Annotated in this window: 21 protein-coding genes and 1 other RNA gene; 18 read left to right on the forward strand and 4 right to left on the reverse strand. The window is 41.9% G+C overall.

The annotated features are described in order from the left end of the window. The first annotated feature begins 28 nt into the window (after nucleotides 1-28). The 12 genes from AC4CS8_RS02090 to AC4CS8_RS02145 all read left to right on the forward strand — a co-directional run bounded on the left by AC4CS8_RS02090 (nucleotide 29) and on the right by AC4CS8_RS02145 (nucleotide 7,944). A complete protein-coding gene (locus AC4CS8_RS02090; RefSeq protein WP_493893321.1) occupies nucleotides 29-658 on the forward strand; it encodes a copper homeostasis protein CutC in 630 nt (209 codons plus the stop codon). Between the two features lie 166 nt (nucleotides 659-824). Further along, nucleotides 825-1,352: a YqeG family HAD IIIA-type phosphatase gene (locus AC4CS8_RS02095; protein ID WP_493893322.1), complete on the forward strand. Its 528-nt coding sequence runs from the start codon at nucleotides 825-827 to the stop codon at nucleotides 1,350-1,352. After that, on the forward strand, nucleotides 1,353-2,459 hold the full coding sequence (yqeH, locus tag AC4CS8_RS02100) for a ribosome biogenesis GTPase YqeH (protein WP_493893323.1): 1,107 nt from the start codon (nucleotides 1,353-1,355) through the stop codon (nucleotides 2,457-2,459). A gap of 154 nt (nucleotides 2,460-2,613) precedes the next feature. Then, nucleotides 2,614-2,925, forward strand: a complete 312-nt coding sequence (gene yhbY, locus AC4CS8_RS02105) for a ribosome assembly RNA-binding protein YhbY (protein ID WP_493893860.1) — start codon at nucleotides 2,614-2,616, stop codon at nucleotides 2,923-2,925. A 12-nt stretch (nucleotides 2,926-2,937) separates the two neighbouring features. Continuing rightward, complete coding sequence (locus AC4CS8_RS02110; protein WP_493893324.1) at nucleotides 2,938-3,570, forward strand: nicotinate-nucleotide adenylyltransferase; 633 nt, start codon at nucleotides 2,938-2,940, stop codon at nucleotides 3,568-3,570. After that, the gene (gene yqeK / locus AC4CS8_RS02115; RefSeq protein WP_493893325.1) at nucleotides 3,567-4,154 is read left to right on the forward strand and encodes a bis(5'-nucleosyl)-tetraphosphatase (symmetrical) YqeK; all 588 of its coding nucleotides are present in this window, start codon (nucleotides 3,567-3,569) and stop codon (nucleotides 4,152-4,154) included. Before AC4CS8_RS02110 ends, yqeK begins: the two co-directional genes overlap by 4 nt. A gap of 2 nt (nucleotides 4,155-4,156) precedes the next feature. Continuing rightward, the gene (locus AC4CS8_RS02120) at nucleotides 4,157-4,600 is read left to right on the forward strand and encodes a GNAT family N-acetyltransferase (protein WP_493893326.1); all 444 of its coding nucleotides are present in this window, start codon (nucleotides 4,157-4,159) and stop codon (nucleotides 4,598-4,600) included. Nucleotides 4,601-4,608: 8 nt separating this feature from the next. Next, nucleotides 4,609-5,118 (forward strand): cysteine hydrolase family protein, encoded by a 510-nt coding sequence (locus tag AC4CS8_RS02125; protein ID WP_493893327.1) that lies wholly within the window; start codon nucleotides 4,609-4,611, stop codon nucleotides 5,116-5,118. Nucleotide 5,119: 1 nt separating this feature from the next. Then, the gene (gene rsfS / locus AC4CS8_RS02130; RefSeq protein WP_493893328.1) at nucleotides 5,120-5,467 is read left to right on the forward strand and encodes a ribosome silencing factor; all 348 of its coding nucleotides are present in this window, start codon (nucleotides 5,120-5,122) and stop codon (nucleotides 5,465-5,467) included. A gap of 53 nt (nucleotides 5,468-5,520) precedes the next feature. Then, entirely contained in the window at nucleotides 5,521-6,267 is a 747-nt protein-coding gene (locus AC4CS8_RS02135; protein WP_493893329.1) for a class I SAM-dependent DNA methyltransferase, read from the forward strand. Next, nucleotides 6,264-7,355, forward strand: a complete 1,092-nt coding sequence (locus tag AC4CS8_RS02140) for a nucleotidyltransferase (RefSeq protein WP_493893861.1) — start codon at nucleotides 6,264-6,266, stop codon at nucleotides 7,353-7,355. The genes AC4CS8_RS02135 and AC4CS8_RS02140 overlap by 4 nt, the downstream gene beginning before the upstream one ends. A 178-nt stretch (nucleotides 7,356-7,533) precedes the next feature. Further along, nucleotides 7,534-7,944: a peptide deformylase gene (locus AC4CS8_RS02145; RefSeq protein WP_493893330.1), complete on the forward strand. Its 411-nt coding sequence runs from the start codon at nucleotides 7,534-7,536 to the stop codon at nucleotides 7,942-7,944. Between the two features lie 67 nt (nucleotides 7,945-8,011). On the opposite strand, the gene rsmG is transcribed toward AC4CS8_RS02145, so the two are convergent. The 3 genes from rsmG to recU are packed head-to-tail and all read right to left on the reverse strand — an operon-like array spanning nucleotide 8,012 to nucleotide 11,555. After that, nucleotides 8,012-8,725 carry a 16S rRNA (guanine(527)-N(7))-methyltransferase RsmG gene (gene rsmG / locus AC4CS8_RS02150; protein ID WP_493893331.1) on the reverse strand — a complete coding sequence of 238 codons (714 nt, stop codon included), beginning with the start codon at nucleotides 8,723-8,725 and terminating at the stop codon, nucleotides 8,012-8,014. A 60-nt stretch (nucleotides 8,726-8,785) separates the two neighbouring features. Then, nucleotides 8,786-10,954, reverse strand: a complete 2,169-nt coding sequence (gene pbp1a, locus AC4CS8_RS02155) for a penicillin-binding protein PBP1A (RefSeq protein ID WP_493893332.1) — start codon at nucleotides 10,952-10,954, stop codon at nucleotides 8,786-8,788. Continuing rightward, nucleotides 10,935-11,555, reverse strand: coding sequence for a Holliday junction resolvase RecU (gene recU / locus AC4CS8_RS02160; protein ID WP_493893333.1), 621 nt, complete (start codon nucleotides 11,553-11,555; stop codon nucleotides 10,935-10,937). The genes pbp1a and recU overlap by 20 nt, the downstream gene beginning before the upstream one ends. A gap of 71 nt (nucleotides 11,556-11,626) precedes the next feature. Between recU and AC4CS8_RS02165 the strand changes: the two genes are divergently transcribed. From AC4CS8_RS02165 to AC4CS8_RS02185, 5 genes are all read left to right on the forward strand, one after another. Then, nucleotides 11,627-12,157, forward strand: coding sequence for an SLOG family protein (locus AC4CS8_RS02165; RefSeq protein WP_493893334.1), 531 nt, complete (start codon nucleotides 11,627-11,629; stop codon nucleotides 12,155-12,157). 73 nt (nucleotides 12,158-12,230) lie between these two features. Beyond that, nucleotides 12,231-12,563, forward strand: a complete 333-nt coding sequence (gene gpsB, locus AC4CS8_RS02170) for a cell division regulator GpsB (protein ID WP_493893335.1) — start codon at nucleotides 12,231-12,233, stop codon at nucleotides 12,561-12,563. A 20-nt stretch (nucleotides 12,564-12,583) separates the two neighbouring features. Further along, nucleotides 12,584-12,951, forward strand: an RNA gene (gene rnpB, locus AC4CS8_RS02175) — RNase P RNA component class B. 51 nt (nucleotides 12,952-13,002) lie between these two features. Next, nucleotides 13,003-14,160, forward strand: a complete 1,158-nt coding sequence (locus AC4CS8_RS02180) for a THUMP domain-containing class I SAM-dependent RNA methyltransferase (protein ID WP_493893336.1) — start codon at nucleotides 13,003-13,005, stop codon at nucleotides 14,158-14,160. Nucleotides 14,161-14,171: 11 nt separating this feature from the next. Beyond that, nucleotides 14,172-15,512 (forward strand): cell division site-positioning protein MapZ family protein, encoded by a 1,341-nt coding sequence (locus tag AC4CS8_RS02185; RefSeq protein ID WP_493893337.1) that lies wholly within the window; start codon nucleotides 14,172-14,174, stop codon nucleotides 15,510-15,512. A gap of 43 nt (nucleotides 15,513-15,555) precedes the next feature. Here the strand turns inward: AC4CS8_RS02185 and AC4CS8_RS02190 are convergent, their stop codons facing one another. Beyond that, complete coding sequence (locus tag AC4CS8_RS02190; protein ID WP_493893338.1) at nucleotides 15,556-16,038, reverse strand: S-ribosylhomocysteine lyase; 483 nt, start codon at nucleotides 16,036-16,038, stop codon at nucleotides 15,556-15,558. Nucleotides 16,039-16,169: 131 nt separating this feature from the next. On the opposite strand from AC4CS8_RS02190, the gene AC4CS8_RS02195 reads away from it, so the two are divergent. Further along, nucleotides 16,170-17,783 carry a ribonuclease Y gene (locus AC4CS8_RS02195; RefSeq protein ID WP_493893339.1) on the forward strand — a complete coding sequence of 538 codons (1,614 nt, stop codon included), beginning with the start codon at nucleotides 16,170-16,172 and terminating at the stop codon, nucleotides 17,781-17,783. The last annotated feature ends 128 nt before the right edge of the window (nucleotides 17,784-17,911 follow it).

Here is a 17,911-nt window from a genome sequence, read left to right on the forward strand (position 1 = left end):
AGGCTTACATATAGAAGGAGAGGGGATTATGATTAAGGAATTTTGTGCAGAAAATCATGACCAGATTGCAAGAGCCTTGGCTTTTGGAGCAAATCGAATTGAGTTATGTGATAATTTAGCAGTTGGAGGGACCACTCCCAGCTATGCAGTGATAGATTATGTTTGCAAGCTGGTCCATGAACAAGAGATTCCTGTCATGACTATGATTCGACCTAGAGGTGGGAATTTTTGTTATGATCAAGCAGAGATAGACCTAATGGTCTTAGATTGTCAAGTTGCTAGAGATTTGGGGAGTGATGGCCTTGTATTCGGAGTTTTGACGGAAGAAAATTGGTTGGACGAGCCTGCCTTAGAACGGCTATTGGAGGTGGCTCAAGGTTGTCAAACCGTTTTTCATATGGCCTTTGATCAAATTCCGCGGAAACGCCAATTTGAAGCCCTTGACTGGCTTATTGCACACGGAGTGACCAGAGTATTAACTAGAGGAGGGGTATTTGGTTCTGCAGTGGAACACTTGGATTGGATTCAAGAAATTGTGGCCTATGCTGCTGGACGAATAGAGATAGTAGTGGGTGGAGGTTTAAATCAGCAGAACTACCTAACCGCTTTGCAGACTTTGGGTATCAACCAGGTCCATGGCACACGGTTGTTTTGGTAAAAATACTTGCTTAAGGTTTGTTTAAGCTAACTGGCTTATACTTAATCCATCTTTTTCATATAATCTCCTGAAAACACCTGGCAACTTGCCAGGTGTTTTCGTTTATCAGTCGCATATTTAAGGGAAAAATGGTATAATTATCAGATAAAAATCTTTGGAGACGATAGTGACTTTAGAAAATTATATACCGGACTTTGCCTTGGAGAAAGCTTACGATGTAACCGTTGAAGGTTTGAAAAAACATGGCATAAAAGTAGTCTTTGTTGACTTGGATAACACCTTGATTGCTTGGAATAACCCTGATGGAACGCCAGAGATGCGCCAGTGGTTACATGATTTGCGAGACGCAGGCATTCCCGTTGTGGTGGTTTCCAACAATAAATACGAACGTGTCAAACGTGCGGTTGAAAAATTTGGGATTGAATTTGAAGCCTTCGCTCTCAAGCCTTTCACCTTTGGGATTAACCGTGCTTTGAAACGCTATGATGTCCAGCGACATGAAGTGGTCATGATTGGCGATCAGTTGATGACGGACATTCGGGCTGCTAAGCGAGCAGGTCTCAAGTCTGTCTTGGTCAAGCCCTTGATTCAGTCGGATTCGATCAATACGCAGATTAACCGTTGGCGTGAGCGACGGACCATGAAGAAAATCATCGCTAAATATGGAGCGATAGACTACAAAAGGGAGATGTAAGTGGAAGAATTATTTTGTATCGGCTGTGGTGCCCAGATTCAGACGCTAGACAAGGCTGTCGCTGGTTTTACACCTCAATCAGCCCTAGAAAAAGGCTTGGAAACAGGGCAACTCTACTGCCAACGTTGTTTCCGTTTGCGCCATTACAATGAGATTTCAGATGTCAATATCTCGGATGACGATTTCTTGAAACTTCTCCATAGCGTGGGAGAAAGCGATGCCTTGGTGGTCAATGTCATTGATATTTTTGATTTCAATGGTTCAGTCATTCCGGGTTTGCCTCGCTTTATTTCAGGCAATGATGTACTTTTGGTCGGCAACAAGCAGGACATTTTACCCAAATCTGTCAAGACAGGCAAGGTCACCCAGTGGTTGACCGAGCGGGCGCATGAAATCGGCATGCGACCAGTTGATGTGGCCTTGACTTCTGCTCAAAATAAGCAGGCTATCAAGGACTTGATTGAAAAGATTGAACAACACCGCAAGGGGCGGGATGTCTATGTGGTCGGTGTGACCAACGTCGGCAAATCAACCTTGATCAATGCTATTATCCAAGAAATCACAGGGGACAAGGATGTCATTACGACTTCACGTTTCCCTGGAACTACGCTGGATAAGATTGAAATTCCTCTGGATGATGGTTCATACATCTATGACACGCCAGGAATTATCCATCGTCACCAGATGGCCCATTATTTGACGGCTAAAAACCTCAAGTACATCAGCCCTCGGAAAGAAATCAAGCCAAAGACCTACCAGCTCAATCCAGAACAAACCTTGTTCTTGGCAGGTCTGGGACGATTTGACTTTGTGGCTGGTGAACGCCAAGGTTTTACGGCCTTCTTTGACAATGAATTGCAGCTTCATCGTACCAAGTTAGAAGGTGCTAGTGAATTTTACCAGAAACATGCAGGAACTCTCTTAGTGCCGCCAACTAGCAAGGAATTGAAAGAGTTTCCTGAATTAGTCCGTCATGAATTTACCATCAACGAAAAGACAGATGTGGTCTTCTCAGGTCTTGGTTGGATTCGTGTCAATGAAAAAGCCAAGATTGCTGCCTGGGCACCTAAGGGTGTGGATGTTGTCATCCGTAAAGCCATTATTTAATTTCAGTTTTTACAATTAAAGAGAAAGGAAGTTCAAGTCTTCTGATTTGAACACGGGCTAAGTATATCGGCGCAATGAGGAAAAAACTTTGTTTTCTTTATTTCCCGATTGTAACAGAGTCTCCTAGTCTGTTACAACGCCCTTTGTATAATAAATTATGCTTACTTCAAAACAACGTGCCTATTTGAATAGTCAGGCACATAGTCTTAAACCTATTATTCAGATTGGGAAAAATGGGTTAAATGACCAAATTAAAACTAGTGTTCGTCAGGCGCTTGATGCGCGTGAATTGATTAAGGTAACTTTGCTACAAAATACAGATGAAAATATCCACGAAGTAGCAGAGATATTGGAAAATGAAATCGGTGTAGACACTGTTCAAAAAATCGGTCGCATCTTGATTTTGTTTAAACAATCTAGCAAGAAAGAGAATAGAAAAATTTCCAAGAAGGTTAAAGAAATCTAAGAAGGAGAGCCTATGGCTATTGAACTCTTAACACCCTTTACCAAGGTTGAATTAGAGGTTGAAAAGAAAGAAACCAATCGCAAGCAAGTGGGGATTCTAGGAGGGAACTTTAACCCTGTCCACAATGCGCACTTGATTGTGGCAGATCAGGTTCGTCAACAGTTGAAGTTGGATGAGGTCTTGCTCATGCCAGAATTTATTCCGCCACATGTGGATGTGAAAGAAACCATAGATGAGTACCATCGCTATTCCATGCTCAAGATGGCTATTGCAGGTATTGAAGGTATGGGGATTGAAACCATCGAATTGGAGCGTCAAGGGATTAGTTATACCTACGATACCATGAAATTGTTAATCGAAAAAAATCCGGACACAGACTATTATTTTATCATCGGTGCAGATATGGTGGATTACCTACCAAAATGGCATAGGATTGATGAATTGGTCAAGATGGTGCAGTTTGTGGGTGTTCAGCGTCCTCGTTACAAGGCAGGGACGTCCTATCCTGTTATCTGGGTAGATGTGCCCTTGATGGACATTTCCTCCAGCATGGTACGGAGCTTTATCAAGCAAGGACGGGTGCCGAATTTTATGGTGCCTCATGAAGTTCTGGACTATATCGAAGAAAAGGGACTTTACAAATGATTGCTACGGATTTGACTTTTGATCGTCAGGTGCTTTTGGAAAAAATTCGTGTGGCCATGAAGCCATCACGCTTCCAACATGTCTTAGGAGTGGAAGAGGCGGCACTTACCTTAGCAGAGCAATATGGTTGTGATGTCAGAAAAGCCAGTCTAGCTGCTCTTTTACATGACTATGCCAAGGAAGTAGAAGACCAAGTTTTTCTTGACTTGATTGCCAAGTATGACTTGGATAAGGATTTACTCAACTGGGACAATAATATCTGGCATGGTGTGGTTGGTGCTTATAAAATCGCAGAAGATTTTGGTTTGGAAGATGAAGAGATTTTTCAAGCTATTCAACGTCACACCATTGGTGCGGGTCAGATGACCTTGCTGGACAAGGTGCTCTATGTGGCGGACTACATTGAACCCAATCGGGATTTTCCAGGAGTTGATGAGGCTCGTCGGATTGCAACAGAATCCTTGGATAAGGCTGTTGCCTTTGAAACGGCTCAAACTATTTCCTATCTAGCTAAAAAGGGTATTCCCATTTATCCGCAAACCTTGGAAACCTATAATGGCTATGTTTCTTATTTGAAGGAGTAGGGATGATTGAACTGAAACCTGTGGATGAAAGTTCCTATACAGCAGTCTTAGACTTGACAGTAGCCGAAGCAGACAAGGGGTTCGTGGCTCCCAACGTGCGTTCGTTAACGGATGCATGGTTATATAGAATGAACGGTGATGTCTTTCCTTATGCTATTTGGGCAGACGAGCAGGTGGTTGGTTTTGCTTTGATTGATATTGATGAGGAGATTCAGCAGTATATGCTTTGGCGGTTTATGATTGGTCAAGAGTTTCAAGGAAAAGGTTATGGTCAGGCAGCTTTGGAGGTCGTGATTGCACAAGCCAAAGCCCATCCTGTCTGCAATTATCTGATTGTTTCCTATGTCAAGGGGAATGCAAAAATGGCTCATCTTTTAAAGAAAAATAGCTTTGTCTTGGATAGCGAAGAAGAAAGGGAATTGGTCTTCCGTTTGGAAACGCCTTAGGAGGTCGTATGAAAACAGCATTGCTAGTCATTGATGTTCAGAATATGTCTGTGGCGGAGCAACCTTTTGCAATTGAGGAACAATTGATACTTTGGAAAGATAGTCTTACTCTAGCTAGACAGGCAGGAATTGATATCATCCATATCCGCCACCATGATCAGTATATGGAGGAAGGAACACCAGATTGGGAGATACATTCGGTGGTTGCTCCGATTGAAAATGAGAAGATTTTCGATAAGACCTTTAACAGTGCCTTCAAGGAAACAGGGCTTCATGCTTATTTGCAGGAAAAGGAAATCGAGCAGCTCATCATCATGGGAATGGCGACCAATTTTTGCATTGATACGACGATTAAAGTAGCCTTTGAATTGGGCTATAAGGTAGCTGTGATAAAAGATGGAACGACGACAGGCTATTCGGGTCAATTGGATACCAAAGATTTGATTGACCACTACCAAAACATCTGGTCATGGAATTTTGCCCAGGTGGATACATTAGAAAATATTTTAAGAGGATAAGATGAAAGAACTTGATTTAGTAAAAGTTGTGGTCCAGGCTGCAGATGATAAGCGAGCTGAGGACCTTGTGGTGATTGATGTTCAAGGTGTGACTAGTCTGACAGACTACTTTGTCATTGCAAGCTCAATGAACAGTCGTCAGTTAGAAGCTATTGCGGAAAACATCCGTGAAAAGGTAGCGGAAGTTGGGATTAAGGGTAGCCGTGTAGAAGGCGATAGTAACGGAGGCTGGGTCCTTTTGGACTTAGGAGGCGTTGTCGTTCATATCTTCTCAGAAGAAATGCGTGACCTCTATAACCTCGAAAAATTATGGCACGAAGGTAGCTTCTTGGAAGTAGCAGACTTTTAGAAGAGAAATAAATAGAAGCAGTCGACTGACTGCTTTTTATGAAAGGAAATACAATGGCAACTTATGAAACCTTTGCGGCTGTCTATGATGAAATTATGGATGACAGCTTGTATGATAAATGGACGGATTTTAGTCTAAGACATTTGCCACAAGATACCAAGACAATCTTAGAATTGGCTTGTGGAACAGGCATTCAGGCTGTTCGTTTTGCTCAAAAGGGCTATGAAGTGACAGGCTTGGACTTGTCTTATGAAATGCTAGAATTAGCCCAGAAAAAAGCAGAAGCTGCTGGGGTCATGATGGAATTGGCGCAGGCTGATATGCTGGCTCTGGAAGGTGTTGGAGATTTCGATGCGGTGACCTGTTATTCGGACAGTCTTTGCTATATGGCGGATCAAGAGGCTGTCTTACGGGTCTTTGAAGGGGTTCACTCTGTTCTCAATCAAGGTGGTACTTTCCTTTTTGACGTTCACTCCATCTATCAGATGGAAGAAGTTTTTGCAGGCTATAGCTACCATGAAAACTATGAAGATTTTGCTTTCGTCTGGGATACCTATGAGGGCGAGCATGAGCATTCTATCGTTCATGAATTGACCTTCTTTGTGAAAGATGAGGAAAGCGAAGAAGAACGCTTTATCCGTCGGGATGAAGTTCATGAAGAGCGGACCTATCCGATTGAAACCTATATGGAATGTTTGAAACAAGCTGGTTTTACATCTGTGGAAGTCTTTGCGGACTTTGAAGATCAAGCTCCGACAGAAACTAGCCAGCGGTGGTTTTTCAAGGCGGTCAAGGCATGATTTCAGGGATTATTGCAGAATACAATCCTTTTCATACAGGGCATAAATACCTGCTGGAACAGGCGGAAGGCTTGAAAATCGTGGTTATGTCTGGCAATTTTATGCAAAGGGGTGAGCCAGCCATCGTGGATAAGTGGACACGGGCTCAGATGGCTTTGGAACACGGGGCAGATCTTGTTGTTGAGATGCCCTTTTTGGTGTCGGTCCAGTCGGCTGACCATTTTGCAAAGGGAGCCATCAGCATTTTACACAGGCTAGGTGTGGAAAAACTGGTTTTCGGTACGGAAGAAATGCTGGATTACCAGAAAATTGCGGATATCTATGTGGATAAGTCGGAAGAAATGGAAAGATATGTGAAAAACTTGCCAGATAGCCTATCTTATCCACAGAAGACCCAAGCCATGTGGCAGGAGTTTGCTGGGCTGACCTTCACAGGTGATACGCCCAATCATATTCTGGCTCTAGCTTACGCTAAGGCGGTGGCTGGAACAGGTATTCAGCTCGGTCCAGTTCTGCGGCAGGGAGCTGGTTTTCACTCGGAAGAGGTGGAAACGACCTACGCCTCGGCTACGGCTATCCGAAAGGGTGCCGACCAGTTGGACTTGGTGCGTGACTTTTTACCGTCTGCCAGTCTCTTTGAAGAGGCGGTTAAGGTAAACTGGGACCATTATTTTTCGCTGCTCCGCTACCAGATTACGACCCACCACGACTTAACACAAGTCTTTCAAGTCAACGATGAACTAGCCAGTCGTATCCGCTCTGCCATTGGGAGCGCAGCGACCGTGGAGGAGTTAGTGGATGCTGTTGCGACCAAGCGCTACACCAAGGCGCGGGTGCGGCGGGTGCTGACCTACATCCTGGTCAATGCGGTGGAAACTCCCTTGCCTGAAGCGGTCCATGTCCTAGGCTTTTCGGCTCGAGGCCAGGCCTATCTCAAGACAGTCAAGGAGCGGGTGGACCTGGTGACGAGGATCGGCAAAGAGCCCTGGGACAGCCTGACCCAGCAGGCGGATGCGGTCTATCAACTGGGCGCTAACGCAATAGCAGAGCAGACCTATGGGCGCGTGCCGATGAGGGTGGAGAAATGACAAAACACGATAGTCAACTAGAAACCTATAAGGCGGAAGCAAGGGAGTGTAGGGGACAAATAGTGGTCGTTGTCAGTCAGGTTATTACAATTTATTGTCAAGAATAAGCAAAAGAAGTCTAGTGGGAACTAGGCTTTTCTGCTATACTAGATGTAATTTGAAAGTAAGGAGATCCCCCATGATTCAACCTATTATGAAAGATATTTTCTTCCTGCAGCAGAAGTCTGAGCCTGCGACCCGAGCTGATGTGCAGATCGGACAGGATTTACAGGACACTCTTGTAGCAAACTCTCACGCCTGTGTAGGTATGGCGGCCAATATGATTGGGATTAAAAAGCGGATTATCATCGTCAACATGGGCTTTACCAATCTGGTCATGTACAATCCTGTCCTTATCAGTAAATCCAAACCTTATCAGACAGAAGAAGGATGCCTGTCGTTAGAAGGGACTCGCCCAACTACTCGCTATCAAGAGATTGAAGTGGAGTTTTATAATACTTCCTGGAAAAAGCAGAACCTAAAGCTGACAGACTTCCAAGCCCAAATTGTTCAGCATGAGTTGGATCATTTGGAAGGGATTATTATTTAATGTTATATCCTAGGATTAAATAGTAAGTATAAAAGACTGGAATGTCTAACAGAACATTCCAGTCTTTTTATAAGGGTCTTTTATTTGGTATTCCAGCTTTGCGGGGATACTTATTAGGGGTTTCTTTTTTCTTCTCGACGATTGTCAGAGTACGAGGATCGCCGTTCGGAAGGAAATAGTCCCTATTGTCGATAACTTTTGCAAATAATAGAGAGAGTGCAGTCTTAGCCTCTTGTAATTCATCTCCCGCATGAGAAGCTTTGAGTGCAATTAAGCGACCGTTTAGTTTGAGGTAGGGAATAGTTAGCTCGGATAAAATCTGCATGCGAGCAACTGCCCGAGCAGTGACGATATCGAACTGAGCACGAAATGTCTTGTTTTGAGCAAAATCTTCTGCCCGACCATGATAAAAATGTACTCCTTCTAACTGTAACTCTTCTGCAAGTACTTGTAGAAAGGAGATTCGTTTGTTAAGAGAGTCAATAATGGTTACTTCTATGGTCGGACAAAGAATTTTTATAGGTAGGCTGGGAAAGCCGGCTCCCGCACCAATATCTAAGAGTCGAATTGGCTGATTGTTCAAATAATCTTGCAACACGGGAGCTAACGAATCATAGAAGTGTTTAAGATAAACCTCATCTTCTTCAGTAATGGCCGTTAAATTGATTTTTTCATTCCATTCAATCAGTAATTGAAAATAGCGATGAAATTGATATTTTTGCTGGTCAGTAAGTATAAAACCTTTTTCTGCCAGTGCTTGATAAAATTCTTCTGGTTTCATAAGTCTATCATAACATAAATGCTGAAAAAGAAAAACCCAGATTTAATCTGGGTTGGTTAATTATGGCGAAGATGGCGTTGTGGTTGTAGTAGTTATATCATCAGTAGAAGAAGTTGTTGTCACATCGCTACTAGAGGTAATCGTCGTTTGACCAGAGCTACTGCTATCACTATTGATATCGCTATCGCTTGAAGACGGTAGTTCAGATGAACTGTAAGAATAAGAATAGGAATAAGAATAATTGTACCTAGGAGATGCTCCTTCAAGATACAGGTAGTTACCATACGTATATAGACCATCTGGCATTTCCCAATCCACAGCTGTTTCAACAGGGTTGAGATAGGCCATCATATTCCTGAAAACATCAGTAGCAATATTCATGCCACTGTCAAGGACAGGAGTTTTTCGATTAGTATAACCGGTCCAAACAGCCATAGAATACTTGGTTGAATAGCCGACGAAATTTTCGTCAGGAACAACCATGTAACTATAATTTGCCGCTTCGTTTGAAGCTAAAATATCAGTGATTTCTGTATCGGAATAGTTAGAAGTTCCTGTCTTACCAGCCATAGGAACGCCATAGACTGCACCGTTTAGCCCTGTCCCATAGCTCATTACACTCTTGAGCATATCAGTCATCATGTAGGCTGTTTCTTCAGTCATAACTTTCTTGCCTTCGGAACTGTAGTCGGTTGTTGTTCCGTCGCTGAAAACAATTTTATTCACGTAATAAGGAGCATAATAGGTTCCGCCATTTGCGAAAGCAGCGTAGGCTGCAGCCATTTTTTCACTACTAGCTCCGTATTCTGAGCTAGACTCTGTTGTATTACTTGAAATAGCATTTGAATAGAGTAGTTCGGGATAATAGATACCAACGCTATTTAGGAAGTCATTTGCTTTTGTTAGCCCTGTTTCTTCCAGTGCTTTGACAGCGGTAACGTTGCGCGAATACTGAATCGCTGTTTTTAGTGTAATAGTTCCATAGTAGCCCCTGTCCCAGTTGTAAACGGGCGTTGTGGAGCCTGGGAAATTGTAAGGGGCATCGAGAATGGTATCGCCAGTAGATGTATAGACGCCATTCTCTAATGCTGGTGCGTAATCAGTGATGGGTTTCATGGTTGAACCAAAATCTCGGTTAGTTTCAACAGCCTGATTGGTACCAAAGGAGACGTTAGCATCCTGATTTCGACTACCTAGCTGGGCGATAACGCGACCGTTTGATACATCTACAACGGTTGATGCCACTTGGAAGTTATCATCTGGGTAAGTTATGTAAGTATCAGTGTTATAAATGTTCCATAGTTCTTGTTGAGCTGTACTATCAACATTGGTATAAACATCCATTCCAGTTGTTAGGAGATTGTAGCCGGTCTTTGCTTCTACCTCTTCGATAACTTCCTTCAGGTAATTATCCATATAGGCAGGATAAGCACTGTTGTTGGTTAAAGGTTGCAAACCATCCTCGATAGGAGTTGCTACGGCAGCATCGTATTGCTCTTGTGTGATATACTCTTGTTCTAGCATTTGAGATAGCACTAAATCTCGCCTATTTTTTGCTGCTTCGGGTTGGGCATAAGGGTCGTAATGATTAGGAGCTTGTGGCATACCAGCTAACAAGGCTAGTTGTGCCAAAGAAAGATCCTTGAGTTCCTTATTGTAAAAAGATTTTGCCGCCGTCTTCATACCGTAGTTTCCATTAGACATGTAAACCTTATTGACATAGTATGTTAGTATCTCTTGTTTGGTATTGCGACGTTCTAGTTGGAGTGCTAACCATGCTTCTTGGATTTTGCGTTTAATAGTCTGGTCCTTAGCAGAAGTAGAGAAATAGGTTAATTTGATAAATTGTTGATCTAGGGTTGAACCACCTTGCAAATTTCCTCCGGAAATGTTGTTAATTAGGGAACCAGCAATACGAATGACATCGATACCTCGATGTTCAAAAAATCTTTGATCCTCAATCGCAACAATTGCATTGACCAAGTCAGTTGGAATTTCTCCTGTTTCTGCGTTAGAACGTCTCTCTGAACCAAGATTGGCAATCAAAAAACCATCTTTGTCATAGATTTTACTTGAAACGGTTGCAGTCAAGGCTTCTTCTGTTAACTTAGGAGCAGATGAAGCACAGTAAACTACATAACAAGCTAGCCCAATCCCCAGTAATAGAATACCCACAAGGATTGCGTTAATGGAATGTAGGATAAGTCTTTTAGTATTTAACTTTTTCACTAAAGTCACCACCTAATAAATTTTTTTCAATAACTTCTAGATAGGGAAGACTTGGGAGAGCCCCTAATAGAATTTCGTAGCCATGTTGACGAATATAGTCTATAGGCATGGATTTTTTACCTTGGTCGATCTGATAAAAAGCAATCAAATCAGCTGCTGGTAAGAGATAAGTTTGTTTCAAGACGGAGAAATGGAGCAACACAAAGCAGATGCCGTCTTGTTGCAAGACTTGTGCCATGTGCTCAATTTGATGAGCGTGAAAGTTTTTCATAGGCATCGCAGTCTTGTTACGCGTCTCTTTGGCTTCGAAATCGATATACCGCCCCTTAAATACACCGGAGTAGTCGGTAGTTGAAGCTTGACGAAAGTAGGCTTCGACAATTTTTGCACGACTACGCTTTGGATAGTCTACTTTTACAATTTGAACAGGAGTGGGTTTTTTATGGATGACCGCTTTTCCGTGTGCAAGATAGTAAAGGTTGCTATCATTTATGGCTGCCTCGAAAGACATACCGCGATTCGCAAAGTTTGTCCGATTTTTTAGAGGAGGTGCTTCTGTCCCCTTGGAAGCTCGATTTATCTGATGAGGATAATTGACCATAGAACTCCTTCTTGATAAAATGGTATCAGTATATTATATCACAATCAAAGAAAAGAGTACAAGTTAAGCGTATGACGAGTATTTTGATAGCAGGTTATCGACACACGGATTTAGGAATTTATTCTGATAAAGACCCCAGAATGTCGGTAATAAAAAAAGCAATCAGAGATGATTTGGAAAAATTGATAGAAGAAGGGACAGATTGGTTCGTCTTTACTGGTAATCTAGGCTTTGAGTATTGGTGTCTAGAAATTTTAAAGGAGCTACGAAGTGAAGGCTATCATTGCAAATTAGCTACAATTTTTCCTTTTGAGAATCATGGAGAGAATTGGAATGAGAATAATCAAAGCAAATTAAATCAATTTAAATCGGTTGATTTTGTTAAATATGCCTATCCTCGTTATGAAACACCGCGTCAATTTAGAGACTATAATCATTTTCTACTTGATAATACAGATGGGACATATATTTTTTACGAAAGTGAAAATGAAACAAACTTGAAATATCTTTATCACCTAATCTTAAAAAAGAACAATTACTCTAGAAAAGAACTGACTTTCGACCATTTGAATGAAGTGGCAGAAAATTTTGAAGAAAAATAAGTAATATGACTTGATTTTTCCCTATTTTTTTTAATATAATAGTACCGATAATGTTTTACTAATGGAGAGAGAAATGGCAAGTATTAAATTTACAACTAAAGATATTTTTGAGCAAGATTTTAAAATTGGTTTTCGTGGATATGATCAAGATGAAGTCAATGACTTTCTTGATGATATTATGAAAGATTATGATGCTTATGAGGCAATTATTAAGGAGTTGAAAGGTGAGATTGCTCGCTTGAAAGCTCAGGCAGCGAATGCTCCTCGGCCTGCTAGTGTGGCAGTGTCAGATGATGTAGAGACACTTCGTACTGAACGTGCATCTTCGGCGACGAATTTTGATATTTTACGCCGTTTAAATCGTCTTGAAAAAGAGGTGTTTGGCAAACAAATCGCACAAGATTAAGAGTGATTGGATTTTTTGCAATTTTTGGATAATCGCGTGGTAGTTCGCTACCATGAGGAAAGTCCATGCTAGCACTGGCTGTGATGCCGGTAGTGTTTGTGCTAGGCGAATGCATAAGCCTAGGGACGTCTAAGACGTTACGGCGGCTAAAATGGCTAAGTCTTCAGATATGCCAAAGTAAGCCTGAAAGTGCCACAGTGACGAAGTTTTTATGGAAACGTAAAAAATGGAACGCGGTAAACCCCTCAAGCTAGCAACCCAAACTTTGGTCGGGGCATGGGATGGATGGAAACGAACAGAAGTCCTGACTGTTTTTTAAAACGGTAGACAGATGATTATCGAAAGCGATAGCGCCTAGTATCGCTGGAACAAAACATGGCTTATAGAAAATTGCATAAATAGGTAGCTAGCTCTGCTAGCTTTTCTTATCGGAGAATCAATGAAAGAAACATTTACATTAGTTGCTACAGCAGCGGCAGGGCTAGAAGCTGTTGTTGGCAAGGAAATTCGCAACCTCGGCTATGAATGTCAGGTAGAGAATGGTCGCGTCCGCTTTGAAGGTGGAATAGAAACCATCATAGAAACCAATCTCTGGTTGCGCTCAGCTGACCGTATCAAGATTGTAGTAGGACAATTTCAAGCAAGAACCTTCGAAGAGCTTTTTCAAGGAGTTTTTAGCTTAGATTGGGAGAACTATCTGCCCTTGGGGTGCAAGTTTCCTATTTCAAAGGCCAAGTGTGTTAAGTCAAAATTACATAACGAACCTAGTGTACAAGCGATTTCTAAAAAGGCAGTCGTTAAAAAGTTACAAAAGCACTTTTCTAGGCCAGAAGGAGTCCCACTACAAGAAGTGGGAGCAGAGTTCAAGATTGAGGTTTCAATTTTGAAGGATATGGCAACCATTTATATTGATACCACAGGCTCTAGTCTTTTCAAGCGTGGCTATCGGGTTGAAAAAGGTGGAGCACCTATCAAGGAAAATATGGCTGCAGCCATTTTGCAACTGTCTAACTGGTATCCAGATAAACCCCTAATTGATCCAACTTGTGGATCTGGAACATTCTGTATTGAGGCTGCGATGCTGGCTAAGAACATAGCCCCAGGGTTGAAACGTAGTTTTGCTTTTGAAGAATGGAATTGGGTAAACCAGAATTTAGTAGAGCAATTCCGTAAGAAGGCACAAATGGCTATCAAAGATGATTTGGATTTGGATATTGTTGGATCAGATATCGATGCCCGTATGATAGAAATTGCAAAGAAAAATGCTTTTGCGGCAGGTGTTGAAGAAGATATTCAGTTCAAGCAAATGCGTTTGCAGGATTTGCATACGGATAAAATAAATGGTGTCGTTATTTCCAATCCTCCTTATGGGGAACGCTTGTTGGATGATGAAGGGATTGCTCAGCTCTATCGGGAGATGGGACAAACCTTTGCTCCTTTAAAAACATGGTCTAAGTTCATTCTAACCAGTGATGAGCAATTTGAAAGTCGTTACGGTAGTGTGGCGGATAAGAAACGCAAGCTCTATAATGGAACTTTGAAAGTTGATTTGTATCAATACTTTGGCCAGCGTGTCAAACGTAACAGACAGGAATAGGAGAAGAATTAGTGGCTAAAAAAGGAAAACAACCGTTAAATGGTAACGAAGAAAATGTACTGGAATTTGAAGTTGCTAAAGATATGACTGTCGGTGAGGCAGTGAAGAAACATAAGGAAATTCAAGCAGGCATCACTCAGGATGATGGAGTACTAGATCGATATATCAAACAACATCGCCAAGAAATTGAAACTAAGAAACAAGAAATTCAAACATTAGATTTAACAGGCTTGGAAAATTTAAGTCAGTCAGAAGTAGAACAAGATCAAGAACCTCTCGCAACCAAAGAAGAAGCAGAACAGTCCCAAGCGACAGAAGAAGAGAGACTCGAGTCAGAAATAGAAACGACTCCCTTAGATACATCTGAAGAAGTGTATGAAGAGGAGTCGGGCAAGAAAAAGGAAATCATTTTGGTTAGCCTTTTCGTCTTATTCGTCGCCGTAGTAAGTGGCATCTTTATGCTAATGAATTCGCTGAACAACAGTCAGTCTAGCACGGATAGTAGTACTAGTACTAGCCAAACTGCTAGCACTAGTAGCTCAAGTGCGGAAGATGCCAATTTGACAGCCTTTAATACCTTATATGCTAGCTTCTTTGTGGATGCAGAGCAAACCAAGCTAAAGAATAGTGAGTTTGGAAAGTTATCAGAGTTGAAAGCCCTCTTAGATAAAATGGACACAAGTAGCGAGGCTTACAAAACAGCTAAAGCAAAATATGATGCTCTGGCAAAAGCCATTCAAGCTATCCAAACACTCAACTATCAATTTGATAAAGAATTGATTGTAAACGGGGAGTTGGATACCACTGCAACCGTTAAATCTGATGCGACTTTCACAGCAACCACAACAGGTTTAAGTAGTGTGGATACCTTGTTGACATCTGCCATTAACTTTGGACAATCTCAACAAACAGCAGCGACTGCATCTGCTCAAGTAGCAGATACAACAGGATCCGCGACGACAAGTGGGACAACAAGCGGTACGACAGCAGCTACGTCAAGTGGAACAATAGCAGCGACTACTGGTAATCCACTCTATGGTATTGCGGTACCAGCAGGAGTTACCTTGCAGAGAAATCTTAGCCGCGTTCCTTACGACCAAACTAAGATTGATGATGCAACGAATGAAGCTTGGGTCTTTGGAGAAGGTGTTCTCGAAAAAATCATTGCCATTTCGCAACAACGTGGTTATATCACAGGAAATAACTATATCCTTGAGAAAGTGAATATTATCAATGGCAATGGCTACTACAACCTCTTCAAACCTGATGGAACCTACCTTTTCTCAATCAACTGTAAGACAGGTTACTTCGTCGGAAATGGTTCAGGTCATTCAGATGCACTAGACTATTAATATGAAGTAGATGAAAACAAAAAAGCGGGCGACCGCTTTTTTTCTATACAGGATTTCGTTCGAAGGCATTGTCAGAAATCCCTTGTTCTAAAATCAATTTTGCCCATTCTTTGGCAGAATGAAGACTGTGATCCTTGTAATTTCCACAAGACTCAATGGTTGTTCCCGGAACGTCCTCCCAGCTTATGCCGTTAGCAATTTCTTCCAAACACGACTTGAGGACTTTAGCAATTTCAGTTGGATTTTGCTTACCCCACATCATCATATGGAAGCCAGTTCGGCAACCAAAAGGAGAGCAGTCAATTAATCCATCAATTCGCTGACGAATTAGTTTCGCTAGTAGGTGTTCGATGGTGTGTAAACCTGCAGTATCCATAGCATTCTCATTGGGCTGAATCAGACGAATATCAAAGTTGGTAATGATATCTCCTTTAGGACCAACTTCCTCCGAAATCAAGCGGATATAGGGCGCTTTTACAATAGTGTGATCCAATTCAAAACTTTCAACAATTACTTCTTTAGGCATGTCTTTCTCCTTTTTTTCTTTAAGAATATTATATCATGTTTTCAGTTTTTAGATTGTGAAATCGTTTCAATTATGATAGAATAGAAGAGGATTTTTTTTGAATCTAAAAATAATATAAAAAGAGGTAGAAGATGGAACTACAACCAATTCTTGTAGCCCTGATTTCTGCTCTCATTGGTTTAGCGATTGGTTACCTAGCCATTTCTTTGAAAATGAAATCTGCCAAAGAATCGGCAGAGCTGACAGTTTTGAATGCTGAACAAGAAGCAAGTAATATTAGAGGGAAGGCCGAAAATGATGCAGAAGCTATTATTAAAACAGCTGAACGTGATCGTCAATCCTTGAAGAAAGAATTGCTCTTGGAAGCCAAAGAAGAGGCACGTAAATATCGGGAGGAAGTGGCGGAGGAGTTCAAGTCAGAACGACAAGAGCTGAAACAAACTGAAGCACGTTTAACAGAGCGTGCGAGCAGCTTGGACCGCAAAGACGATAATTTAACGAATAAAGAGAAGGCTTTAGAACAAAAAGAACAAAGCCTGACAGATAAATCTAAACACATTGATGAGCGTGAGCAGGAAGTTGCAAAACTGGAAGAGCGAAAGGCTCAAGAATTAGAAAAAGTGGCTTCTCTTAGCCAAGAAGAAGCACGCGAAATTATTTTGACAGATACGCGTGATAAACTCTCTCATGAGATTGCGACTCGTATCAAAGAAGCAGAACGTGAAGTCAAGGAACGGGCAGATAAGACTGCGAAGGATCTTCTAGCTCAAGCTATGCAGCGTATTTCAGGGGAATACGTTGCAGAGCAAACAATCACTTCTGTTCATCTCCCAGATGATACTATGAAAGGACGAATCATCGGTCGTGAGGGACGAAATATCCGTACTTTTGAAAGCTTAACGGGTATTGATGTTATCATTGATGACACACCGGAGGTAGTAGTTCTTTCAGGGTTTGACCCAATTCGTCGGGAAATCGCCCGTATGACTATGGAAGCTCTTCTTCAAGATGGTCGTATCCATCCAGCTCGTATTGAAGAGTTGGTTGAAAAGCATCGTGTGGAAATGGATCATCGTATCCGTGAATATGGTGAGGCAGCAGCCTATGAAATAGGTGCACCAAACTTACATCCAGATTTGATTAAAATTATGGGACGTTTGCATTTCCGCACCTCTTATGGACAAAATGTCCTTCGTCACTCTATTGAAGTGGCTAAGTTGGCGGGAGTTTTGGCGGCTGAACTAGGAGAAAATGTCAACCTAGCTCGTCGTGCAGGCTTCTTACACGATATTGGTAAGGCTATTGACCGAGAAGTTGATGGCAGCCACGTGGAAATCGGGACAGAGTTGGCTAAGAAGTACAAGGAAAATCCAATTGTTGTCAATGCTATTGCCAGTCACCACGGAGATGTAGAACCAACTTCAACAATTGCAGTTGTTGTGGCAGCGGCAGATGCTCTTAGTGCAGCTCGTCCGGGATCACGTCGTGAGTCTATGGAAGCTTACATCAAGCGTCTGCAAGACTTGGAAGAAATTGCTCATAGCTTTGATGGCATCAAGCAGGCTTATGCTATTCAAGCAGGACGCGAAGTGCGTATCATTGTACATCCGAATATCGTAAATGATGATAAGATTACCATTTTGGCACATGATATTCGCGAGAAGATTGAGAATAACTTGGATTATCCAGGCAATATCAAAATCACGGTCATTCGTGAAACACGTGCAACAGACGTTGCCAAATAGAAAGCAAGCTTTGGCTTGTTTTTCTTTTGAGCGATTCAGAGAAATGCAATGACAGGAGATATGATTTTCCTACTCAAAGCAGTTGAAATCTGCCTTGATTTTTGTTACACTAGAATGAAAGATTAAAG

Source organism: Streptococcus sp. NSSLK0004 (assembly GCF_059039125.1).

Bases quoted from the DNA above. Each gene is read 5' to 3' on its own strand.
- yqeK (WP_493893325.1), top strand. From the start codon at position 3,567: ATGATTGCTACGGATTTGACTTTTGATCGTCAGGTGCTTTTGGAAAAA.
- rsmG (WP_493893331.1), bottom strand. From the start codon at position 8,725: ATGAAACCAGAAGAATTTTATCAAGCACTGGCAGAAAAAGGTTTTATA.
- AC4CS8_RS02165 (WP_493893334.1), top strand. From the start codon at position 11,627: ATGACGAGTATTTTGATAGCAGGTTATCGACACACGGATTTAGGAATT.
- AC4CS8_RS02140 (WP_493893861.1), top strand. From the start codon at position 6,264: ATGATTTCAGGGATTATTGCAGAATACAATCCTTTTCATACAGGGCAT.
- recU (WP_493893333.1), bottom strand. From the start codon at position 11,555: ATGGTCAATTATCCTCATCAGATAAATCGAGCTTCCAAGGGGACAGAA.
- rsfS (WP_493893328.1), top strand. From the start codon at position 5,120: ATGAAAGAACTTGATTTAGTAAAAGTTGTGGTCCAGGCTGCAGATGAT.
- AC4CS8_RS02135 (WP_493893329.1), top strand. From the start codon at position 5,521: ATGGCAACTTATGAAACCTTTGCGGCTGTCTATGATGAAATTATGGAT.
- AC4CS8_RS02120 (WP_493893326.1), top strand. From the start codon at position 4,157: ATGATTGAACTGAAACCTGTGGATGAAAGTTCCTATACAGCAGTCTTA.
- AC4CS8_RS02110 (WP_493893324.1), top strand. From the start codon at position 2,938: ATGGCTATTGAACTCTTAACACCCTTTACCAAGGTTGAATTAGAGGTT.
- gpsB (WP_493893335.1), top strand. From the start codon at position 12,231: ATGGCAAGTATTAAATTTACAACTAAAGATATTTTTGAGCAAGATTTT.
- AC4CS8_RS02180 (WP_493893336.1), top strand. From the start codon at position 13,003: ATGAAAGAAACATTTACATTAGTTGCTACAGCAGCGGCAGGGCTAGAA.
- AC4CS8_RS02190 (WP_493893338.1), bottom strand. From the start codon at position 16,038: ATGCCTAAAGAAGTAATTGTTGAAAGTTTTGAATTGGATCACACTATT.
- AC4CS8_RS02195 (WP_493893339.1), top strand. From the start codon at position 16,170: ATGGAACTACAACCAATTCTTGTAGCCCTGATTTCTGCTCTCATTGGT.
- AC4CS8_RS02090 (WP_493893321.1), top strand. From the start codon at position 29: ATGATTAAGGAATTTTGTGCAGAAAATCATGACCAGATTGCAAGAGCC.
- AC4CS8_RS02145 (WP_493893330.1), top strand. From the start codon at position 7,534: ATGATTCAACCTATTATGAAAGATATTTTCTTCCTGCAGCAGAAGTCT.
- AC4CS8_RS02125 (WP_493893327.1), top strand. From the start codon at position 4,609: ATGAAAACAGCATTGCTAGTCATTGATGTTCAGAATATGTCTGTGGCG.